This window comes from Pseudomonas parasichuanensis (assembly GCF_021601385.1).
Lineage (GTDB): Bacteria > Pseudomonadota > Gammaproteobacteria > Pseudomonadales > Pseudomonadaceae > Aquipseudomonas > Aquipseudomonas parasichuanensis.
On sequence record NZ_BQHO01000013.1, the window covers coordinates 78,196 to 99,777 of the forward strand.

At 65.5% G+C, this 21,582-nt stretch carries 20 protein-coding genes; 12 read left to right on the forward strand and 8 right to left on the reverse strand.

All coding sequences use genetic code 11. From position 1 onward, the window contains the following. Positions 1–238 precede the first annotated feature (238 nt). The 6 genes from L6D77_RS12770 to bioB all read right to left on the reverse strand — a co-directional run bounded on the left by L6D77_RS12770 (position 239) and on the right by bioB (position 5,124). Positions 239–535, reverse strand: coding sequence for a pyrroloquinoline quinone biosynthesis protein PqqE (locus L6D77_RS12770; RefSeq protein WP_232883791.1), 297 nt, complete (start codon positions 533–535; stop codon positions 239–241). Between the two features lie 132 nt (positions 536–667). Then, entirely contained in the window at positions 668–1,348 is a 681-nt protein-coding gene (gene bioD, locus L6D77_RS12775; RefSeq protein ID WP_232883790.1) for a dethiobiotin synthase, read from the reverse strand. Between the two features lies 1 nt (position 1,349). Continuing rightward, complete coding sequence (bioC, locus tag L6D77_RS12780) at positions 1,350–2,174, reverse strand: malonyl-ACP O-methyltransferase BioC (protein WP_232883789.1); 825 nt, start codon at positions 2,172–2,174, stop codon at positions 1,350–1,352. Further along, on the reverse strand, positions 2,167–2,898 hold the full coding sequence (locus L6D77_RS12785; RefSeq protein WP_232883788.1) for an alpha/beta fold hydrolase: 732 nt from the start codon (positions 2,896–2,898) through the stop codon (positions 2,167–2,169). The genes bioC and L6D77_RS12785 overlap by 8 nt, the downstream gene beginning before the upstream one ends. Further along, positions 2,891–4,063, reverse strand: coding sequence for an 8-amino-7-oxononanoate synthase (gene bioF / locus L6D77_RS12790; protein WP_232883787.1), 1,173 nt, complete (start codon positions 4,061–4,063; stop codon positions 2,891–2,893). The genes L6D77_RS12785 and bioF overlap by 8 nt, the downstream gene beginning before the upstream one ends. Positions 4,064–4,065: 2 nt before the next feature. After that, positions 4,066–5,124, reverse strand: a complete 1,059-nt coding sequence (bioB, locus tag L6D77_RS12795) for a biotin synthase BioB (RefSeq protein WP_232883786.1) — start codon at positions 5,122–5,124, stop codon at positions 4,066–4,068. Between the two features lie 89 nt (positions 5,125–5,213). Here bioB and L6D77_RS12800 point away from each other — a divergent pair, with 89 nt between their 5' ends. The 4 genes from L6D77_RS12800 (at position 5,214) to rarD (ending at position 8,916) form a co-directional block, all read left to right on the forward strand. Further along, positions 5,214–5,951, forward strand: a complete 738-nt coding sequence (locus L6D77_RS12800; RefSeq protein WP_232883785.1) for a ComF family protein — start codon at positions 5,214–5,216, stop codon at positions 5,949–5,951. 57 nt (positions 5,952–6,008) lie between these two features. Beyond that, complete coding sequence (locus L6D77_RS12805; protein ID WP_232883784.1) at positions 6,009–6,773, forward strand: TOBE domain-containing protein; 765 nt, start codon at positions 6,009–6,011, stop codon at positions 6,771–6,773. Positions 6,774–6,989: 216 nt separating this feature from the next. Continuing rightward, entirely contained in the window at positions 6,990–7,964 is a 975-nt protein-coding gene (locus L6D77_RS12810) for a serine/threonine protein kinase (protein WP_232883783.1), read from the forward strand. A gap of 64 nt (positions 7,965–8,028) precedes the next feature. After that, complete coding sequence (gene rarD, locus L6D77_RS12815; protein ID WP_232883782.1) at positions 8,029–8,916, forward strand: EamA family transporter RarD; 888 nt, start codon at positions 8,029–8,031, stop codon at positions 8,914–8,916. Positions 8,917–9,178: 262 nt separating this feature from the next. Here rarD and L6D77_RS12820 read toward each other — a convergent pair whose 3' ends face one another. After that, entirely contained in the window at positions 9,179–9,697 is a 519-nt protein-coding gene (locus L6D77_RS12820) for a glycine cleavage system transcriptional repressor (RefSeq protein WP_232883781.1), read from the reverse strand. A gap of 459 nt (positions 9,698–10,156) precedes the next feature. On the opposite strand from L6D77_RS12820, the gene L6D77_RS12825 reads away from it, so the two are divergent. Next, complete coding sequence (locus L6D77_RS12825; protein WP_232883780.1) at positions 10,157–12,334, forward strand: malate synthase G; 2,178 nt, start codon at positions 10,157–10,159, stop codon at positions 12,332–12,334. Positions 12,335–12,446: 112 nt separating this feature from the next. Here L6D77_RS12825 and L6D77_RS12830 read toward each other — a convergent pair whose 3' ends face one another. Further along, positions 12,447–12,890 carry a response regulator gene (locus tag L6D77_RS12830; RefSeq protein ID WP_232883779.1) on the reverse strand — a complete coding sequence of 148 codons (444 nt, stop codon included), beginning with the start codon at positions 12,888–12,890 and terminating at the stop codon, positions 12,447–12,449. Between the two features lie 211 nt (positions 12,891–13,101). On the opposite strand from L6D77_RS12830, the gene L6D77_RS12835 reads away from it, so the two are divergent. From L6D77_RS12835 to L6D77_RS12865, 7 genes are all read left to right on the forward strand, one after another. After that, entirely contained in the window at positions 13,102–15,039 is a 1,938-nt protein-coding gene (locus L6D77_RS12835) for a DUF294 nucleotidyltransferase-like domain-containing protein (RefSeq protein ID WP_232883778.1), read from the forward strand. Then, positions 15,036–15,746, forward strand: coding sequence for a 3'-5' exonuclease (locus L6D77_RS12840; RefSeq protein ID WP_232883777.1), 711 nt, complete (start codon positions 15,036–15,038; stop codon positions 15,744–15,746). The genes L6D77_RS12835 and L6D77_RS12840 overlap by 4 nt, the downstream gene beginning before the upstream one ends. A gap of 225 nt (positions 15,747–15,971) precedes the next feature. Continuing rightward, positions 15,972–16,490 carry an RNA polymerase sigma factor gene (locus tag L6D77_RS12845; protein WP_232883776.1) on the forward strand — a complete coding sequence of 173 codons (519 nt, stop codon included), beginning with the start codon at positions 15,972–15,974 and terminating at the stop codon, positions 16,488–16,490. Continuing rightward, entirely contained in the window at positions 16,487–17,431 is a 945-nt protein-coding gene (locus L6D77_RS12850) for a FecR domain-containing protein (RefSeq protein WP_232883775.1), read from the forward strand. The genes L6D77_RS12845 and L6D77_RS12850 overlap by 4 nt, the downstream gene beginning before the upstream one ends. Before the next feature lie 164 nt (positions 17,432–17,595). Next, positions 17,596–20,028, forward strand: a complete 2,433-nt coding sequence (locus tag L6D77_RS12855) for a TonB-dependent siderophore receptor (RefSeq protein WP_232883774.1) — start codon at positions 17,596–17,598, stop codon at positions 20,026–20,028. 137 nt (positions 20,029–20,165) lie between these two features. Then, entirely contained in the window at positions 20,166–21,278 is a 1,113-nt protein-coding gene (locus L6D77_RS12860; RefSeq protein ID WP_232883773.1) for a PepSY-associated TM helix domain-containing protein, read from the forward strand. Beyond that, complete coding sequence (locus L6D77_RS12865; protein WP_151030231.1) at positions 21,275–21,457, forward strand: DUF4175 domain-containing protein; 183 nt, start codon at positions 21,275–21,277, stop codon at positions 21,455–21,457. Before L6D77_RS12860 ends, L6D77_RS12865 begins: the two co-directional genes overlap by 4 nt. The last annotated feature ends 125 nt before the right edge of the window (positions 21,458–21,582 follow it).

The following is a 21,582-nucleotide window of genomic DNA, read 5'->3' on the forward strand; positions in this document are numbered from 1 at the left end:
TGGGGAGACCGCTGACACCGACCAACGCTTGGCGGCTATCGATCAAACAGTTGTTTGAAACTTACGTTTAGGTGGCTGTGATGTCAAGGAAGGCTCAGTGGCATTTGTGCCGCCCAACATGACATTTACGCCACCACCCTCTAAACGCATCGCGGGGCAAGCCCGCTCCCACGCAATACCGCAGGGCGGGGCGTGGGAGCGGGCTTGCCCCGCGATGTTGCCGAATGTGAGGTGATGATCAGGCGTAGGTGTCGATGAACCGACCGAGCATTTCGTCCGATGCCTTGGCGACTTTGACGCCCAGTTCGACTTCCTGCTTGCCCAGCGCCAGTTGCACGGTGCCGGTGGGCAGGTCCATCTGCTGGCTGCGGTCGACGCCACGCAGGCGCTCGGCCTGGTAGTCGGTGGACTGGCTGGTGTTGCCACGCTCGACGGCGCCACTGGCGATCTGCTGGGCGGCCTGGTCGACGCGGCTCTGCCCGTTCTGGATGGCCCCCAGGCCTGCGTAGAAGGCGGAGCTTGCGTTGATTTCCATGTCAGGACTCCGTGACGCTGGGTGGTGAACTGCGCTTATTAAAGCAGGCCGCCAGGAAAAAGGCCCGTTTAAATCCCTAATAGCCTAGTGCCAGCCAATAGACCCGGGTCATGCCGCCATCCGGCAGGCCGTCTAGTCCAGCAGATCCAGCTGCAGATGCGCGGCCACCGCGTCCGCACTCGCCTGTTTGAGCCACGGCACCCGCCCCAGGCAAGGCGCGGGCAGGCGCTCGGCCAGGCTGGAAAGGTTATCTTCCAGCCGCGATGTCCGCGGGTCGACGATGTTCGCCACCCAACCGGCCAGTTGCAGGCCATCCCGGGCAATCGCCTCGGCACTGAGCAGGGCGTGGTTGATACAACCAAGGCGCACGCCAACCACCAGGATCACCGGCAGTTTCAGGGCAATCGCCAGGTCCGACAGGTTGGCATGGTTCGACAGCGGCACGCGCCAGCCACCGGCCCCCTCCACCAGGGTGAAATCGGCGCCTTGATCAAGCACATGCCTCATGGCATCGCGCAACGTCTGCACCTCAAGGGCCACCCCCGCTTCCCGCGCGGCGACATGGGGCGCGATGGCAGGCTCGAAGGCGAACGGATTCACCTGCTCATAGGGCAACTTGATAGAGCTTTCATCGATCAGCGCCAGGGCATCGCTGTTACGCAGCCCCTTGGGGGTGACCCCGCATCCGGACGCCACCGGCTTGGCCGCCAGAGTACTCAAGCCCAGCTGCCGCGCCGCATGCAGCAGGCCGGCGGCGATCGTGGTCTTGCCAACGTCGGTGTCGGTGCCGGCAATGAAATAGGCCTGGCTCATGTTACTGCCCCTCTGCCACTGATTGACGCAGCACACCATAGACCACCTGGTAGGTGGCCGGCAGCCCCTGGGGCTCACGGAACTGCTCATAGGCCTGCAACAGCCCCTGCATCCGCGCCCGCCCGGTGAGCCCGGAAGGCCGCCCAGGGTTGAGGTTGTGCGCGCCAAGGGCCTTGAGTTCATGGGTCAGGCTGCGCACGTCGGGGTAGTGCAGCACATGGGCGCGGCGCTCCAGGCCGAGCAGTTCCAGGCCACTGCCCGCGCACAGGCGCTGGTAATCCTCGAAGTGGCGGAAGCGATTGACGTGAACCATGCCGTCCACCGCCTGCCAACTGGCCCGCAGCTCATCGAGGGTACCGACACACAAGCTGCTGAACGCCATCACACCGCCCAGGCGCAACACCCGCCGGGCCTCGCTCAGGACGCTGCCGAACTGGCCGCACCACTGCACCGCCAGGCTGCTGAACAGCAGGTCGACACTGCCATCGGCCAGCGGCAGGCGCTCGGCATCGCCCGCCACGTGATACTGCGCACCGCCTTGCTCGCGGGCATGGCGCAGCATGCCCTCGGCGATATCCATGGCCACGCCGCTGGCACTGGCGAAACGCGCTGCCAGCACCCGGCTGAAGTGCCCCGTGCCGCTGCCCAGGTCAAGCCAGCGCGCGGGTGCCAGGTCGCCCGGCAGCTCGTCCAGCAGGGCCACGCCCACTGCGCGCTGCAGGGCCGCAACGCTGTCGTAGCTGGCGGCGGCGCGGGAGAACGAAGCCGCCACCTGGCGTTTGTCCGGCAGGCTGCCGGGCAGGCTTGGCTGGGAAAGGTCAGTCATCGCCACTCTCATGCAAAAAACTCTTGATGCCCGCCGCCAGCTCCTGCGGGTATTCCAGCAGGAAGGCGTGGGAACTGTCTTCGACCAGACCGACTTCCACGTCCGGCAACAACTCGCTCAGCGCCTTGGCCGCCTCCGCCGGAACCAGCGCGTCACTGCCGGCAAACAGGTGCAGTTGTGGGCCGCCGTACTGCTCCAGTGCCTCACGGGTATCCAGTTTGGCCAGCACCTCCAGGCCGGTGGCCAGGTACAACGGGTCGGTATCGGGCACGCCCACCCCCAACTGGCGCAGCAAGGTACGCGGCTGCAGCGCGCCGTCGCTGCACAAGGTGCGAAAGCGCTTGAGGGTGACTTGCGTGTGGCTACGGCAACCATCGAGGAAGGTGCCAAAGGTGTCCGGCGCCATGCCGTGGGGCCAGTCGGGGCGGGCGACGAAACTGGGATTGCTGGCCAGGGTGAGCAGCCCGCAGCAGTGGTCGCCACGCTTGTGTGCCAGGGCGCTGGCAAGCATGCCGCCCAGCGACCAACCGCCCAGCCAGGCATCGGTCGGCAAGTGCCGGTCGAGGTGTTCGACCCAGGCCTGCACGTCGCTGTGGGGCAGCTCCGGCAGCGGCATCAGCTCTACCTGCAGGCGCAGGTCCTGGGCACGCAGGCTGGCGGCCAGCGGCTCCAGTGACGCGGTACCCAGGCCCCAACCGGGCAAAAGGATCAATCGGTTACGCATCGGCGGCCTCCAGCTGTGGATAACACTCGGCCAATGCATTCAACAATAGCTGGACCTGCGCTTCACTGTGGGCGGCGCTCAGCGTCACCCGCAGGCGCGCGCTGCCGGCAGGTACGGTGGGTGGACGAATAGCCGTTACCAGCAGGCCACGCTCGCGCAGCCGACGCGACAGCTCCATCGCCCGGGCGGCATCGCCAATCAGGATCGGCTGGATCGCCGTGTGGCTGTCCATGAGTTTGAGGCCGATCTGCTCGGCGCCCTTGCGGAACTGGCGGATCAACGCTGCCAGGTGCTCGCGCCGCCAGGTTTCCCTGCGCAGCAGCTCCAGCGCCTGGAGCGTGGCGCAGGCCAACGCCGGTGGCTGGCTGGTTGTGTAGATGTAGGGCCGGGCGAATTGCACCAACGCCTCGATCAGGTCCTGGCTACCGGCGACGAAAGCGCCGGCAGTACCACAGGCCTTGCCAAGCGTGCCGATCAACACCGGCACCTCCTCCACACCCAGCCCGAAGTGCTCGACGATACCGCCACCGTTGGCACCCAAGGTACCCAGGCCATGGGCATCGTCGACCATCAGCCAGGCGCCACGGGCACGGGCCACCTCGGCCAAGGCCGGCAGGTCGGCGCAGTCGCCGTCCATGCTGAACACACCATCGGTGACCACCAGCGTATTGCCGGTGGCCTTGCCCAGGCGGCCGGCCAGGCTGGCCGGATCGTTGTGCAGGTAACGGCTGAACCGCGCCCCGCTGAGCAACCCGCCATCCAGCAGCGAGGCATGGTTGAGGCGGTCCTGCAACACGGTATCGCCCTGCCCCACCAGCGCGGTGATAGCGCCAAGGTTGGCCATGTAACCGGTGGAGAACAACAGCGCCCGCGGGCGTCCGGTCAGTTCGGCCAATGCTTCCTCGACCTGGTGGTGCGGTGTGCTGTGGCCGATCACCAGATGCGAGGCACCGCCGCCGACACCCCAGCGCTCGGCGCCATCGCGCCAGGCCTTGATCACCTCGGGGTGGTTGGCCAGGCCCAGGTAGTCGTTGCTGCAGAAGGCCAGCAGCGGCTGGCCGTCGACCACCACCTGCGGGCCCTGCGGGCTCTGCAGCAGTGGCCGCTGGCGATAGAGGTCCGCGGCACGCCGTTCGGCCAGCCGCGCGGCGAGATCGAAGGCCATGCTCAGGCCGAAGCTGCGTCGTAGAACAGCTCGCTGTTGCGCTGCTCGACCAGGGCCTGCTCGATGGCGGCCTGATGCACCTCATCGGCGTGCTCCTCACGGGCTTCGGGCTTGATGCCGAGGCGGGCGAACAGCTGCATGTCCTTGTCGGCCTGCGGGTTGGCGGTGGTCAGCAGTTTCTCGCCGTAGAAGATCGAGTTGGCACCGGCCATGAAGGCCAGGGCCTGCATCTGTTCGTTCATCTGCTCGCGGCCTGCGGACAGCCGCACGTGGGACTTTGGCATGAGGATCCGGGCCACCGCCAGCATGCGGATGAAGTCGAACGGGTCGACGTCCTCCTCTTCAGCCAACGGTGTGCCGGCGACCTTGACCAGCATGTTGATCGGCACCGATTCCGGGTGCTCAGGCAGGTTGGCCAGCTGGATCAGCAGGCCTGCGCGGTCGTCCAGCGACTCGCCCATGCCAAGGATGCCGCCGGAGCAGATCTTCATGCCGGCATCACGCACGTAGGCGAGGGTTTGCAGGCGCTCGCTGTAGGTGCGGGTGGTGATGATGCTGCCGTAGAACTCCGGCGAGGTGTCGAGGTTGTGGTTGTAGTAGTCCAGGCCGGCCTGGGCCAGGGCCACGGTCTGCTCCTGGTCGAGCTTGCCGAGGGTCATGCAGGTTTCCAGGCCCATGGCCTTGACCCCTTTGACCATCTCCAGCACGTAGGGCATGTCCTTGGCCGACGGGTGTTTCCACGCAGCCCCCATGCAGAAGCGCGTAGAGCCGATGGCCTTGGCCCGGGCGGCCTCTTCCAGCACCTTCTGCACTTCCATCAGCTTTTGTTTTTCCAGCCCGGTGTTGTAGTGGCCGGACTGTGGGCAGTACTTGCAGTCTTCCGGGCAGGCACCGGTCTTGATCGACAGCAAGGTCGATACTTGTACGCGGTTGGGGTCGAAGTGCGCGCGATGCATGGTCTGCGCCTGGAACAGCAGGTCGTTGAAAGGCTGCTGGAACAGCGCCTTGACCTCGGCCAGGGACCAGTCGTGACGTGTGGTTGCAATTGTGCTGGCGCTCATCGGCGTTTCCTTATCTATGGTCTGACTGACGCCGGGACAGGAAAGCCCGCCAGCGCATCACGGATAGCCCGCATAGTCACGGAAGGCCTATGAACTGTCAACCAAACATAAAAGCATCGGTTTACAAGTGTACAAATATTGACCATACCTGTTTGCTCTGTGACGAACCCGCGCAACAGCCCTGGCCGCTGTGCATGGCCTGCGAACATGAACTGCCCTGGCTCGACGGGCAGTGCCGCCGCTGCGCACTGCCACTGCCGATGGACGGCTTCACCTGCGCCAGCTGTCGACGCCGCTCGCCAAGGTTTCACCAGGTCATTGCGTTGTGGCAGTACGGCTTTCCGGTCGACAGCCTGATCAGCCGCTTCAAGCACAACAGCCAGTGGCCGTTGGGGCGATTGATGGCGCAATTGCTCGGCCAGGCCCTGGAACATCGCTTCAACGAACAGTTGCCACGGCCCGATCGATTGCTGCCCGTGCCACTGGCCAGCCGCCGTCTGCGCCAGCGCGGCTTCAATCAGGCAGCGATGCTGGCCCGCTGGCTGGCCACGCAACTGCAACTGCCCTGCGACGAACGCCTGCTCGAACGCACTCGCGACACCCAAGCCCAGCAGGCCCTGGGGGCCAGGGCCCGGCAGCGCAACCTGCGCCAGGCCTTCGCCCTCGCCCCGGGCGCACAAATCGAAGGCCTGCACCTGGCGGTGATCGATGACGTGCTGACCACCGGCGCCACCGCCCAGGCCATCGCCAGTCTGCTGCGCAAACACGGCGCCCGGCGCGTCGACATCTATTGCCTGGCGCGTACGCCCCGGCCCGATCAGGCTTGACTTGACCGGGTGCGGGCGGCAACGTCGGGCAATCTTCCGCACAACCGATACCCGCCCATGTCCCTGCCCGCCCTGCTCACCCAGCACATCGCCCGCCGCCCCCAACGCATCGCCCTGCTGCAGCATGTCGCCGAACAAGGCTCGATCACCCGCGCCGCCAAGGCCGCCGGCATCAGTTACAAGGCCGCCTGGGACGCCATCGACGAGCTCAACAACCTCGCCGACCAGCCACTGGTGGAACGCAGCACGGGCGGGCGCGGTGGTGGCGGCGCGCGGCTGTCCGCCGAGGGCGAGCGGGTGCTGCGTCTGTACCAGCGCCTGCAAGCCTTGCAGACACAGATGCTCGAAGCCGCAGAGCACACCAGCGACCTCGACTTGCTCGGGCGCCTGATGCTGCGCACCAGTGCCCGCAACCAGTTGCAGGGGCGGATCAGCGGCCTGCGCCGCGAAGGCCGGCATGACCGTATCAGCCTGGCCCTCGGCGCCGGGCTGGAGATTGAAGCCTTGATCACCCGTGGCAGTACCGAACGGCTCGAACTGACCCTGGGTGCCACGGTACTGGCGCTGCTCAAGGCGGGTTGGGTGCAGTTGCTGGGCGCCGACGAGCAGGCCGAGCACGGCAGCAATTGCCTCAAGGCCACGGTCGAGGAAGTGCTGGCCGATGACGGCGAGCAGCGCGAAGTGCGCCTGGTATTGGGCAACGGCCAGACCTTGTGCGCGATCGCCGAGCAGCCATGGCTGGAGCAGCATCAGGTACGGGCAGGGTGCGAGATCCGGGTGCAGTTCCATCCCTCCTATGTACTGCTGGGCGTGCCGGTATAGCCAGCCTGGGTGCTGCGCCAGGATCACCGGCACAGGGGCGGACTGAGCGGGAAACCTGTGGGAGCGGCGGTTCGCCCGCGAATACCGGCAACGCCGGTGCCAAGCAGCGCGTTGGCTGCTTCGTGGGTAAACCCGCTCCCACAAGTACCGGCGAACGAGCGCGCGCACGGAATGCGCTACCATGCGCCCACGCTGTCCCCGCGCCTGGAGCCCTGTATGTCTCACCCCTTCGATACCCTCACCCCCGACCTCGTCCTGGACGCGGTGGAAAGCCTGGGCTTTCTCAGCGATGCCCGAGTACTGGCTCTCAACAGCTACGAAAACCGGGTTTACCAGGTGGGTATCGAAGCGGCCCAGCCGCTGATCGCCAAGTTTTACCGCCCCGGCCGCTGGAGCGATGCAGCAATCCTCGAAGAGCACGCCTTCAGCGCCGAACTGGCCGACTGCGAAGTGCCGGTGGTGGCGCCCCTGCTGCATGAAGGCCGCTCGCTGTTCGAGCACGGCGGCTTTCGCTTTGCCCTGTTCCCGCGCCGTGGCGGCCATGCGCCGGAACCCGGCAACCTCGACCAGCTCTACCGCCTTGGCCAGTTGCTCGGCCGCCTGCACGCCGTCGCCGCCACCCGACCATTCGAGCACCGCGAGCACCTGGCAGTGGATAACTTCGGCCATGCCTCGCTGAACACCCTGCTGGACGGCGGCTTCGTCCCTCGTGAATTGCTACCGGCCTTCGAGTCCGTAGCCCGTGACCTGCTCAAGCGGGTCGAAGATATCTATGCCCGCACCCCACACCAGCTGACCCGACTGCATGGCGACCTGCACCCAGGCAACCTGATGCACCGTGACGAGGCCTATCACGTCGTCGACCTCGACGACTGCCGCATGGGCCCGGCGGTGCAGGACCTGTGGATGATGCTCGCCGGCAGCCGCGAGGAGCGCCTCGGCCAACTGGCCGAGCTGATCGACGGCTACAACGAGTTTCACGATTTCGACCCGCGCGAACTGGCCCTGATCGAGCCACTGCGCGCCCTGCGCCAGCTGCACTACAGCGCCTGGCTGGCGCGGCGCTGGGACGACCCGGCGTTCCCGCCGAGCTTCCCCTGGTTCGGCCAGCCGCGCTACTGGGGCGACCAGATCCTCGCCCTGCGCGAACAGATGGCCGCACTGGATGAACAACCGTTGAAATTGTTCTAGAAGCGCCGCGTGCTCTGTCTACAATAGGCGTCGCTTTATTTAGCTACCTAAGCAAGGATTTTGCATGCACGCCGCCAACCCGCGCCGCGGGTACATCCTGGGCCTCGGCGCCTACATCATCTGGGGCCTGTTCCCCCTGTACTTCAAAGCCATCCAGAGCGTCCCGGCGGTGGAGATCATCGTCCACCGGGTGCTCTGGTCGGCGCTGTTCGGCTCGTTGTTGCTGCTGGTGTGGAAACACCCCGGCTGGTGGCGCGAACTGCGCGACAACCCACGCCGCCTGGCCATCCTGGCCCTGAGCGGCACGCTGATCGCCGGCAACTGGCTGACCTACGTGTGGGCGGTGAACAACGGTCGCATGCTTGAGGCCAGCCTGGGCTACTACATCAACCCGCTGATCAATGTACTGCTGGGCATGCTGCTGCTCGGCGAGCGCTTGCGCCGCCTGCAATGGCTGGCGGTAGGGCTGGCGGCACTGGGCGTGGCGCAGCAGGTTTGGCAGGTCGGCAGCCTGCCGTGGGTGTCGCTGGCCCTCGCGCTGTCGTTCGGCTTCTATGGCTTGATTCGTAAACAGGCGCCAGTGGCGGCGCTGCCTGGGCTGGTGGTGGAAACCTGGATGCTGGTGCCCCTGGCCATCGGCTGGCTGCTGCTGCACCCCACCGCCAACAGCGCCAGCCTGGACTTCTTCAGCAGCAGCGAAGCGCTGTGGCTGATCGCCGCCGGCCCCGTAACCCTGGTACCGCTGGTGTGCTTCAACGCCGCCGCCCGTCACCTGCCTTACACCACCCTGGGCTTCCTGCAGTACCTGGCGCCGACCCTGGTGCTCCTGCAAGCGGTGTTGCTGTTCGGCGAGCACCTGTCGCCCAGCACCCTGATGGCCTTCGCCTGTATCTGGGCGGGCCTGGCCATTTACAGCGTCGATGCCTGGCTCAGTTTGCGCAAGCGCACTTGATCAAATAATGATCAAAACCCTGCAGGCCATGCGCTGCGTGGCCTGCAGCAAGCTCTCCAGAGGTTATCCACACCCTCGTCCCCGTGGTTTGTGCACAAGCTACTGATAAGTGGACGTTTTTTGCTCAAATCTCGCCAGCCTACGTGGCTACTGGGCTGTAGCGGTACGCCCCCAGGTTATCCACAGGGGCGTCCCCGTTAAATCGGGATAACCGTGGGAGCGGCGGTTCGCCGTTGCGACTTGCCCCGCGATTGCCCGCAAATCAATCCTCCGGCCGCAACTTCAATTCCACCATCAGATCATCCGCCAGACTCTCCAGCCGCTGCTGCAAGTCCTCCAGCGACAAGGTCAACGGCAGCGCCAGCAGGGCGTCGGCATGGAACAACGGCTCGCTGCTCATCGGCGCCGGCCGCACCTCGGTGCTCAAGCGCTCGACGTTGACCCCTTGCTCCGCCAGCAAACGGGTGATATCACGGACAATGCCCGGCCGGTCGTTGCCCACCAGCTCCATGGCGATCGGCTTCCAGGTGCAGGACGGCTCGATGCCGCTTTCGGCAATCAGCACGCGAATATCGTATTTCGACAGCTTATTGAGTGACACGACCAGTTCGTCGTAGTGCTCTGCAGGCACCGCCACCCGCAAGATCCCGGCGAACTGCCCGGCCATACGCGACATACGGCTCTCCAGCCAGTTGCCACTGTGATCGGCGATGCACTGGGCAATACGTTCGACCTGCCCGGCCTTGTCGGGGGCGATCACGGTGAGTACGAGATGGTCCACAGGCCACTCCTTCAGGTTCGGTCAGGGCCGCGTGAAACGGCCGAACAACAGGGACCGAATCAGTATAGGCAAGGCGCGGCATCCTGCCGCAGGACAGTCCGTCCGACCAATCGTGTACTGTTTCAAGATTTATCTGGAACAATCCACCTGTTTTTTGCGAACATACCCTCTCCCGGCGTGACCCCAAGCGACTTACCGGTCACGCAGCGACGCTTTTAGTCTGATGTTTACCTGCCTGCTGCTTCATGTAGTATGCGTCGACGCGGACTACAAAGCGTCGTTTGGATGTCTGCCAAGGCGCCTGTGAAAATACGCGAACCGCCCGCCAGCCCGTCTGGCGAGCCGCACCCAGCCGCGCTCGCCCAACGAGTGCATGCACTGGTGCCGTGTTTAGAGAAGCGCTACAGGCTTAATACAGAAGAGCGAAAGCGAAATAGCTGAGCAAAGGTGAGGCAAGCAATGACTGGATACGTTCACGTCGGTGGCCTTCAGGTCGCCAAGGTCCTGTTCGACTTCGTCAACAACGAAGCCATTCCGGGAACCGGCATCAACGCCGAGCAGTTCTGGGCGGGTGCCGAGAAGATCATCAATGACCTCGCCCCCAAGAACAAAGCCCTGCTCGCCAAGCGCGACGAGCTGCAAGCCAAGATCGATGCCTGGCACCAGGCACGCAAAGGCCAGGCCCACGACGCCGTAGCCTACAAAGCATTCCTCCAGGAAATCGGCTACCTGCTGCCACAAGCAGGCGATTTCCAGGCCACCACGCAAAACGTCGACGAAGAAATCGCCCACATGGCCGGCCCGCAGCTGGTGGTGCCGGTGATGAACGCCCGTTTCGCCCTGAACGCCGCCAACGCCCGCTGGGGCTCGCTGTACGACGCGCTGTACGGCACCGACGTGATCAGTGACGAAGGCGGCGCCGAGAAAGGCCAGGGCTACAACAAGCTGCGTGGCAACAAAGTCATCGCCTTCGCCCGCGCCTTCCTCGACGAGGCCGCGCCACTGGCAGCCGGTTCCCACGTCGACTCCACTGCCTACCGCATCGAAGGCGGCAAACTGGTCGTGGCCCTCAAGGGCGGCAGCAACAGCGGCCTGCGTGACGACGCCCAGCTGATCGGTTTCCACGGCGATGCCGCCGCACCGACCGCCGTGCTGCTCAAGCACAACGGCCTGCACTTCGAGATCCAGGTCGACGCCAGCACCCCGGTCGGCAGCACCGACGCCGCCGGCGTGAAGGACATCCTGATGGAGTCGGCGCTGACCACCATCATGGACTGCGAAGACTCGGTCGCCGCCGTCGACGCCGACGACAAGGTGATCGTCTACCGCAACTGGCTGGGCCTGATGAAAGGCGACCTGGCCGAAAGCGTGAGCAAAGGCGGCAAGACCTTTACCCGCACCATGAACCCGGACCGTGAATACGCCGCCCCCAACGGTGGCAGCGTCACCCTGCACGGCCGTTCGCTGCTGTTCGTGCGCAACGTCGGTCACCTGATGACCAACCCGGCGATCCTCGACGCCCAGGGCAACGAAATCCCCGAAGGCATCCAGGATGGCCTGTTCACCAACCTGATCGCCCTGCACAACCTCAACGGCAACACCAGCCGCAAGAACACCCGCAGCGGCAGCGTGTACATCGTCAAGCCGAAGATGCACGGCCCGGAAGAAGTGGCGTTCGCCGCCGAGATCTTCAGCCGCGTCGAAGACCTGCTGGGCATGAAGCGCAACACCGTCAAGGTCGGCATCATGGACGAGGAACGCCGCACCACGGTCAACCTCAAGTCCTGCATCAAGGCCGCCGCCGAGCGCGTGGTGTTCATCAACACCGGCTTCCTCGACCGCACCGGTGACGAAATCCACACCTCCATGGAAGCCGGCGCCGTAGTGCGCAAGGGCGCCATGAAGAACGAGAAGTGGATCGGCGCCTACGAGAACAACAACGTCGACGTTGGCCTGGCCACCGGCCTGCAAGGCCGCGCGCAGATCGGCAAAGGCATGTGGGCCATGCCCGACCTGATGGCCGCGATGCTCGAGCAGAAGATCGCCCACCCGCTGGCTGGCGCCAATACCGCCTGGGTACCGTCGCCGACCGCTGCCACCCTGCACGCCCTGCACTACCACAAGGTCGACGTGCAGGCCCGCCAGCGCGAGCTGGCGTCGCGCACCCCGGCCTCGGTGGACGACATCCTGACCATCCCGCTGGCCGCCGACACCAACTGGTCGGCCGACGAGATCCGCAACGAGCTGGACAACAACGCCCAGGGCATCCTCGGCTACGTGGTGCGCTGGATCGACCACGGCGTGGGTTGCTCGAAGGTGCCTGACATCAACGACGTCGGCCTGATGGAAGACCGCGCCACCCTGCGCATTTCGGCCCAGCTTCTGGCCAACTGGCTGCGCCATGGCGTGGTGACCGAGGCCCAGGTGCTGGAAAGCCTCAAGCGCATGGCCGCGGTGGTGGACAAGCAGAACGCCGGTGACGCCCAGTACCGCCCGATGGCGCCGAACTTCGATGACAACATCGCGTTCCAGGCGGCGATCGAGCTGGTGGTGGAAGGCGCCAAGCAGCCGAACGGCTACACCGAGCCAGTGCTGCACCGCCGTCGTCGCGAGTTCAAGGCACGTAACGGGCTGTAATCAGCAAGGGGCCGCTTTGCGGCCCAATCGCCGGCAAGCCGGCTCCCACAGGTATCGCGATCAACTGTGGGAGCCGGCTTGCCGGCGATTGGGCTGCGAAGCAGCCCCTGCCCTAATCGATTCGCAACTCCCTGCGCACCAGCTCCAGTAACTTGCCCAGATCCACCGGCTTAAGCAGAAAATCCACCACCCCCAGGTGCATCACGTCCACCGCCTCCTTCACATCGGTGTCGCCCGACACCACGATGATCGACAACGCCGCCCGCTCCGTTTCGCGAATTCGCCGTATCAGCGCCAGACCATCCTCGGGCTCCATACGCAAATCAGTGATCATCAAGGCAATCCGGCGCTCGTAATGCAGCTTCAACATCGCCTCTTCGGCGCCGTCGGCGGTCATGCACTCGATGCCCCGGCTTTTGAGGTACAAACTCAGCGCCTCGCGGTTCACCGGGTTGTCATCCACCACCAATACCACCGGTTTGGGCGCCACCGGCGCGCTTACCACGGCCAACGCCTCACGTTCGGCGTCACTCAGAATGTCGTCATGCTCAGCCATGGTCGTCTCGTCAAAAAATCGCGCTCAAGCCTTAAGACCTTAAAACCCGCACCACCCGGTGCGCCTTTCGTCGGGGCCATGCCAGCGGTGGCTCTAGACTTACGTCCAATGGGCACCACAAGGCGGCCAGCCGACCATGGAGGCCGAGAACAACAAAGCCGAGCCCTATAGATAGATATATATAGTTCGGCGTAGCGAAACGGTCAGCTTCATGAGCAAAAAGGACGCCTACACCCAGGCCGGCAGAACAGCGGTGCAGCAGAACATCCAGGGCACCCTGCAGTTCCTGCAGCGCTTTCCACCGTTCAATCAGATGGAACACGGCCACCTGGCCTTCCTGGTGGAGCAATGCCAGCTGCGCTTCTACGCCGCTGGCGAAAGCATCATCAAACCCAGCGACGGCCCGGTCGAGCACTTCTACATCGTCAAGCAGGGCCGTGTGCTCGGCGAACGCCAACACGTCACCCGGCCCGGCACCGAGACCACCTTCGAGATCACCGGCGGCGAGTGCTTCCCGCTGGCCGCCTTGCTCGGCGAGCGCGCCACCCGCACCGAGCACCTGGCCGGCGAAGATACCTTCTGCCTGCAGTTGAACAAGGCCGCGTTCATCCGCCTGTTCTCCATGTCCGGCGTCTTCCGCGACTTCGCCCTGCGCGGGGTCAGCAGCCTGCTCGACCAGGTCAACCAGCAGGTCCGCCAGAAAGCGGTGGAGACCTTGGGCACCCAGTATTCGCTGAACACCCCGCTGGGCGAACTGGCCCTGCGTCACCCGGTGGTGTGCAGCCCCGACACGCCGCTACGTGAAGCGGTGCGGCTGATGCACGAGCAACAGGTTGGCAGCATCGTCATCGTCGACGATCAGCGCTACCCCACCGGCATCTTCACCCTGCGCGACCTGCGCCAGGTGGTCGCCGATGCCAGCGCCGAGCTGACCGCACCGATCGACCGCTACATGACCGCCAAACCGTTCCACCTGAGCCCCCAGGCCAGCGCCTTCGACGCCGCCATGGCCATGACCGAACGGCACATCGCCCACGTTTGCCTGGTGGACAACCAGCGCCTGTGCGGGGTGATCTCCGAGCGCGACCTGTTTTCCCTGCAGCGGGTCGACCTGGTGCACCTGGCGCGCACCATCCGCCACGCCCCACGGCTGGACAGCCTGGTGTCGCTGCGCGGCGAGATCGGCCAACTGGTCGAACGCATGCTCGCCCACGGTGCCTCTTCGACCCAGATCACCCAGATCATCACCCTGCTCAACGACCACACCGTGTGCCGGGTGATCGAACTGGCCATCGCCGAGCGCGGCGACCCGGGCGTGCCGTTCAGCTGGCTGTGCTTCGGCAGCGAAGGCCGCCGCGAGCAGACCCTGCACACCGACCAGGACAACGGCATCCTCTTCGAGGCCCGTGACCGCGCCGAGGCCGACGCCATCCGCGCCAGGCTGCTGCCGCTGGCCCAGCACATCAATCACAACCTCGCCCAGTGCGGCTTCACCCTGTGCAAGGGCAACGTGATGGCCGGCAACCCCGAGCTGTGCCTGTCGCGCAGCGAATGGGCGCGGCGCTTCGCCGGCTTCGTGCGCGAGGCCAGCCCGGAGAACCTGCTGGGCTCGAGCATCTATTTCGACCTGCGCGTGGTCTGGGGCGATGAACAGGGCTGCGAGCAACTGCGCCAGGGCATGCTTGAGCAGGTGGCCGACAACCGCATTTTCCAGCGTTTGATGGCCGATAACGCCCTGCGCCAGCGCCCACCGGTGGGGCGCCTGCGCGAGTTCGTGCTGACCCGCCAGGGTGACGACAAGGCCGCCACCCTCGACCTCAAGGTGCAGGGCCTGACGCCCTTCGTCGACGGTGCCCGATTGCTGGCCCTGGCCCATGGCATCAAGGCCTGCAATACCCTCGAGCGCCTGCGCCAGCTGGTCGAAAAAGGCGTTATCGAAGCACTCGACGGCGCCGCCTATGAAGAGGCTTATCACTTCATCCAGCAGACCCGCATGCAGCAGCACCAGCGCCAGACCCGCGACAACCTGGCCTACTCCAACCGCCTCGACCCGGACAGCCTCAACCACCTGGACCGGCGCATCCTGCGCGAATCCCTGCGCCAGGCCCAGCGCCTGCAAAGCAGCCTGGCCCTGCGGTACCAGTTATGAACCTGCTCGCCTGGCTGCGCCCGCCGGCGCCCACGCTGGACGAGCACCTGCGCCAGCGCCTGGCCAGCCTGCCTGGGCCTGCGCCACTGGCCGTGTGCTCCCTGCGTGAGCAGCGCTGGGTGGTGCTCGACCTGGAAACCAGCGGCCTGAACCTCAACCGCGACCAGGTGCTGTCGATCGGCGCGGTGGCCATCGAGGATGGTGCCATCGACCTCGGCCAGCAGTTCGAACGCACCCTGCACCGCCCCGAGCAGAAAACCAACGCCAGCGTGCTGATCCACGGCTTGGGCCCCAGCGCCCTGGCCGCCGGCAGCGACCCCTCCGAAGCCTTGCTCGACCTCATGGCGTTCATCGGCGACAGCCCGGTGCTGGCCTTCCATGCCCCTTTCGACCAGCACATGCTGGCCCGGTCGTTGAAGGACAGCCTCGGCTTGCGCCTGCAACACCCGTTCTTCGATGTGGCGGAACTGGCCCCCATGCTCAACCCCGACACGGTGCTGCGCGAGGCCGGGCTGGATGACTGGATCGCCCGTTTCGGCCTCGAGGTGCAAGCCCGCCACCATGCCTGTGCCGACGCCCAGGTCACCGCCGAGCTGGCCCTGATCCTGTTCAGCCAGGCCCGCCGTCAGCAGTTGGACAGCCCATTGCAGCTGGATCAGCGCTTGAAACAGTGGCGTCGGCGCAAGGTACAGAGCCACGGTCTATAGCCTGTGCCGGCCCCTTCGCGGGTGAACCCGCTCCCACAGATGCGATGAGGGTTTCCTTGTCAGCGCTGAACCTGTGGGAGCGGGTTGACCCGCGAAGAGGTAGCCACAGTTACCAAACATCCATACTGGCAATCCGATAAGCGTCAATTGCGTGCCCACCCCCGCCTCTGCCACAATCGCGAATAATTATCGTTAGTTAACGCATTCTTTATCGGGGGACGTTCCTTGACGTCTGTTCACAGCCCACACGCCGACCTGGTCACCGCGTTGTACCGCGACCATCGCGGCTGGCTGCTGGCCTGGCTGCAACGCAGCACCGCCTGCCGCCAGCGCGCCGAAGACCTGAGCCAGGACACCTTCGTGCGCCTGCTCGGCCGCGAACGGCTGGACGCCCCCCGCGAACCCCGCGCATTCCTGGTCGCCGTGGCCAAAGGCCTGCTGTTCGACCACTTCCGCCGCGCCGCGCTTGAGCAGGCCTACCTCACCGAACTGGCGCTATTGCCCGAAGCCGAACAGCCTTCACCCGAGCTGCAATACCTGATCCTGGAAGACCTCAAGGCCATCGACCGCCTGCTCGGCAAGCTGTCGAGCAAGGCGCGCGCCGCGTTCCTGCACAACCGCCTGGACGGCCTGGGCCATGCCGAAATCGCTGAACGCCTGGGTGTTTCGGTTTCCCGCGTGCGCCAGTACATCGCCCAGGGCATGCGCCAGTGCTATATCGCCCTGTACGGGCAACCGACATGAACAACACCCCCGTGTCCAGCGCGGTGCTGGATGCAGCCATCGCCTGGAAGCTGTGCCTGGACGAAGGCAGCGGCAGCCCTGACGAGCGCAACGAGTTCATGCGCTGGCATGCCGCCCACGAGGAACATGCCCGCGCCTGGCTGCAACTGGGCTTGCTCGACCAGCGCTTCAACACCGCCGCCGGCCCTGCCCGCCATGCCCTGTTGCAGTCGCGCGCCGGCATGCGCAGGCGGCTTACCGGGCTGGCCGGCATGCTGCTGCTCGGCGGCGTGCTGGCCTGGGCCGGCATGCCCTCGCTGTCGCCGGACTACTGGCTGGCCGACCAACGGACCGCCACCGGCGAGTTGCGCACCCTGCGCCTGGAAGACGGCACGCTGCTGAGCCTGAACAGCCATACGGCGGTGGACATCGACTTCCGGGGCGAACAACGGCTGATCGTCCTGCACGAAGGCGAGATATCCGTGGAAACCGGCCATGAAGACAGCCGTCCGCTGCAAGTGCGTACCGCCGATGGGCGCCTGCGCCCGCTGGGCACACGCTTCCTGGTGAAGCGCGAAGCCGACGGCACCCGCCTGGAAGTGCTGCAGTCGTCGGTGGCCGCCAAGCCCCGCGACAGCGGCGACGAGCAGGTGCTGCGCGAAGGCCAGCAGGTGCTGATGAGCAGCGAAGGCCTGGGCGCGGTCAGCCCGGTACCGGTCGGCGCCGACGCCTGGACCCGCGGCATGCTGGTGGTCGACAACGTGCGCCTGGCTGACCTTGTGGCCACCCTCGGCCAGTACCGCAGCGGCCACCTGGGCGTGGCCGACGAGGTCGCCGACCTGCGCGTGAGCGGCAGCTTCCCGCTGACCAACACCGACCTGGCGCTGGCCTCGCTGCAACCGGTACTGCCGGTGAAGATCGAGCGGCATACGCCGTGGTGGGTAACCGTCAGCCCACGATAAAGCAGCTGCAAGTTTCAAGCTGCAAGCCGCAAGAAGGAGCCGCTCGGCCCTTTCTTGCCGCTTGGGACTTGGAGCTTGCAACTTTTTTTTAAAAAGCCCCTGTCACTTTTCAATTCTCACTCGGCAAGGAAGCAGATAGCACTTATCCGTCGAGGAGCCGCCGCATGTCCCGCGCTGTTGATACCTTGCTTCGCCCCAGCCTGATGGCCCTGGCCATCGGCCTGGCCGCCCCGCTGGCCAGCCCTGCCCTGTTCGCTGCCGAACAGTCTGCCCTGCGCACCTATGCGCTGCCCGGCGCACCGCTGGCCAGCACCCTGAACCAGATCGCCAGCCAGGCCGGTATCACCCTGGCCCTGGACCCGGCGCTGGTCAGTGGTCGCACCTCGGCACCGGTCAGCGGCCAGTACGACGCCCTCGGCGCCCTGCAGGCCGCCCTGCGCGGCACCGGCCTGCAACTGCAACAGAGCAGCGCCGGCAGCTACAGCCTGGTGGCCATCCCCGAAGGTGCGCTGGCATTGCCGGAAACCACCGTGAACGCCGCCAGCGACAGCGAAAGCGCCTGGGGCCCGGTGGACGGCTACCTCGCCAAGCGCACCGCCGCCGGCACCAAGACCGACACCGCCCTGGTGGAAGCACCGCGTTCGATTTCCGTTGCCACCCGCCAGCAAATGAACGACCGCGGCGTGCACAGCCTCGATGACGCGGTGAAGTACATGCCCGGCATCGTCTCCGCCAGCTACGGCAGCGACTCACGTTACGACTGGATGCGCGTACGCGGCTTCGAGCCCACCCAATTCCTCGACGGCCTGCCGCTGCCCCGTGGCGTGTATGTCAACCCGAAAGCCGAAACCTGGAACCTCGACCGCCTGGCACTGCTGCGCGGCCCGGCCTCGTCGATCTACGGCCAGACCCCACCCGGCGGCCTGCTGGACATGGTCAGCCGCCGCCCGCAGGCCGAAAGCGCCCATGAGATCAAGGTGGAATACGGCAGCGACAACCATCGCCAGATCAACTTCGCCAGCACTGGCAAGATCGATGACGCCGGCCAGTTCCTGTACGGCCTGAGCGGTGTAATCCGCGACGGCGGCACGCAGATCGACCACATCGACGACAAGCGCTACAACATCGCCCCGAGCCTGACCTGGAACATCAGCGAAGACACCAAGCTGACCCTGCTCAGCCAGTTCACCCACGACGATACCGGGGCCACCAGCCAGTTCCGCCCGATCCAGGGCACCAAGATCGACATGCCGTTCGGTGATATCTCCCACCACAAGAACCTGGGCGACCCGAACTACGAGTTCTACGACCGTGTCTACTACGCCCTGGGCTATGCGTTCGAGCACCGTTTCAACGATGTCTGGCAGTTCCGCCAGAACCTGCGCTATACCAAGTCGGAGCTGTCGTTCCAGAACATCACCCCCGGTGCCTACTACACGCCCGGTGGCCCGGTGCAGGCCGATGGCACGGTCAACCGCATGTCCACCAACGTCGACGAGAACATGGGCCAGTTCGCGGTCGACAACAACTTCCAGGCCGACTTCGCTACGGGTACGGTCAGCCATACCGTGCTGATCGGCCTGGACCACGAACGCATCGATCACGACTACCTGTCGATCTTTGGCTTCGACGTACCGCCTACCAATGCCGTCAACCCTGTGTACGGCGTGCCGATCACCCGCCCGGCCCGCTCCACCGCGTTCTACGACTACAACCAGAAAACCGTCCAGACCGGCCTCTACCTCCAGGACCAGATGGCCCTGGACAACTGGCGCCTGACCCTGGGCGGGCGTCAGGACTGGGTACACACCGGCACCAAGTTCTACAACAAGGGCGATGCCACCAACACCCAGCGCGACACCAAGTTCAGCGGCAACGCGGCAATCAGCTACGTGTTCGACTCCGGTTTGGTGCCCTACCTGTCCTACGCCGAGTCCTTCCAGCCGGCCAACGGTGCGGACGCCGACCCACTGAAGAGCTTCAAGCCGACAGAGGGCGAGCAATGGGAACTGGGCATCAAGTACCAGCCGCCGGGCTCCAACACGCTGCTGACTGCCGCCGTGTATGACCTGACCCAGAAAAACGTCTCGGTCACCAGCAATGTCGGCGGCACCCCAATCACCAGCCAGACCGGCGAAGTGAAGGTGCGCGGCCTTGAGCTTGAAGCCGTTTCCGACGTGACCGAGAACCTGAAGGTGATCGCCGCCTATACCCTGGCCAAGTCCGAAGTGCAGGATGGCCAGTACAAAGGCAACCGCCTGCAGCTGATGCCCAACCAGCAAGCCTCGCTGTGGGCCGACTACACCTGGCACAGCGGCGTGCTCGACGGCTTCGGCATCGGTGCCGGCGCGCGCTACACCGGCAACACCTACGGCGACCAGGGCAACACCTGGCTGGGCAAGGCCGACGCCTACACCGTGTTCGATGCCTCGGTGCACTACGACCTCGGCCGCCTGGACAACAGCCTGAAGGGCGCATCGGTGGCCCTCAACGCCACCAACCTGCTGAACAAGGACTACATCTCCACCTGCGATGGTTACTACTGCTACTACGGCGACCAGCGCAGCGTCGTCGCCAGCGCCACCTACAAGTTCTGAGTGACCGGGGCCGCTGCGCGCCCCATCGCGGGACAAGCCCGCTCCTACAGGTGTTGCGCTTTACCTGTAGGAGCGGGCTTGTCCCGCGATGGGCTGCGTAGCGGCCCCGCAGTCCAACAGACGCAAACGGTACCGTGATGAAAAGCTCAACCATCCGCCGCTGGTCCTTCGTCCACACCTGGTCCAGCCTCATCTGCACCCTCTTCATGCTCCTGCTCGCCCTCACCGGCCTGCCGCTGATCTTCCACCACGAAATCGAGCACCTGCTGGGTGAAGCGCCCGAATTGCGCGAGATGCCGGCAGGCACCCCGCACCTGGACCTGCAGCAACTGGTGCTCAAGGCCGAGCAGCACCGCCCCGGCGAGGTGATGCAGTACTTCGGCTACGAGAAGGACGAACCCAACGGCGTGGTGGCGATCACCGCCGCCACTGCCGGCACCGACCCGAACGACTCGCACACCTTCATGCTCGACGCCCGCACCGGCGAGGCAGTGGCCATGCCGGCGGCCAACGGCGGCTTCATGATGCTCATGCTGCGCCTGCACGTGGACATGCTCGCCGGGCTGCCGGGCAAGCTGCTGCTGGCGTTCATGGGCGTGCTGTTCGTGGTGGCGATCGTCTCCGGCACCGTGCTCTACGCGCCGTTCATGCGCCGCCTGAAGTTCGCCACCGTACGCCACGAAAAATCGTCACGGCTGCGCTGGCTCGACCTGCACAACCTGATCGGCGTGGTCACCCTGAGCTGGGCACTGGTGGTCGGCGTCACCGGAGTGGTCAGCGCACTGTCCGACCTGGTGATCGCCGCCTGGCGCAACGACAGCCTGGCGGCCATGGTCGCGCCCTACCGCGATGCCCCGCCGCTCACCGAGCGCGCACCGGCCACGCAACTGCTGCACATCGCGGAGCAAGCCGCGCCCGGCATGCGCCCAGACTTCATCGCCTTCCCCGGCACACGCTTCTCCAGCGAGCACCACTACGCGGTGTTCATGAATGGCGCCACGCCGCTGACGTCGCACCTGTTCACCCCAGTACTGATCGACGCACGCACGCTCGAGGTGACCGCCGTCGGCGAGCGCCCGTGGTACATGGACGCCATGGGCCTGTCGCAGCCGTTGCACTTCGGCGACTACGGCGGGCGGCCGATGCAGATCCTCTGGGCGGTGCTCGATGTGCTGACCATCATCGTGCTCGGCAGCGGCCTGTACCTGTGGTGGGGCAAGCAGCGTAAACCCAAGGAGGCGCGGGCATGAGCCACAACTCGCAAAGCACCCGCCGGATCTTTGCCTGGCCGGCATTGATCGCGTTGCTCAGCGTCACCGGGCTGTTCGCCGCGCTGCTGGGTGATGGGGTCTGGGATAGCCTGGCCTGGATCGGCCTGGGGGTTTCGGCTGCGCTGGGCCTGAGCGGGTTCTGGCGCCGAGCCCTGTAGGAGCGGCCTTGTGTCGCGAAAGGGCCGCAAGGCGGCCCCAGGGCATCAGCGTAGATACAGAAATCGCCGGGGCCGCTCTGCGGCCCTTTCGCGACACGAGGCCGCTCCTACAACGATCGCGTAAG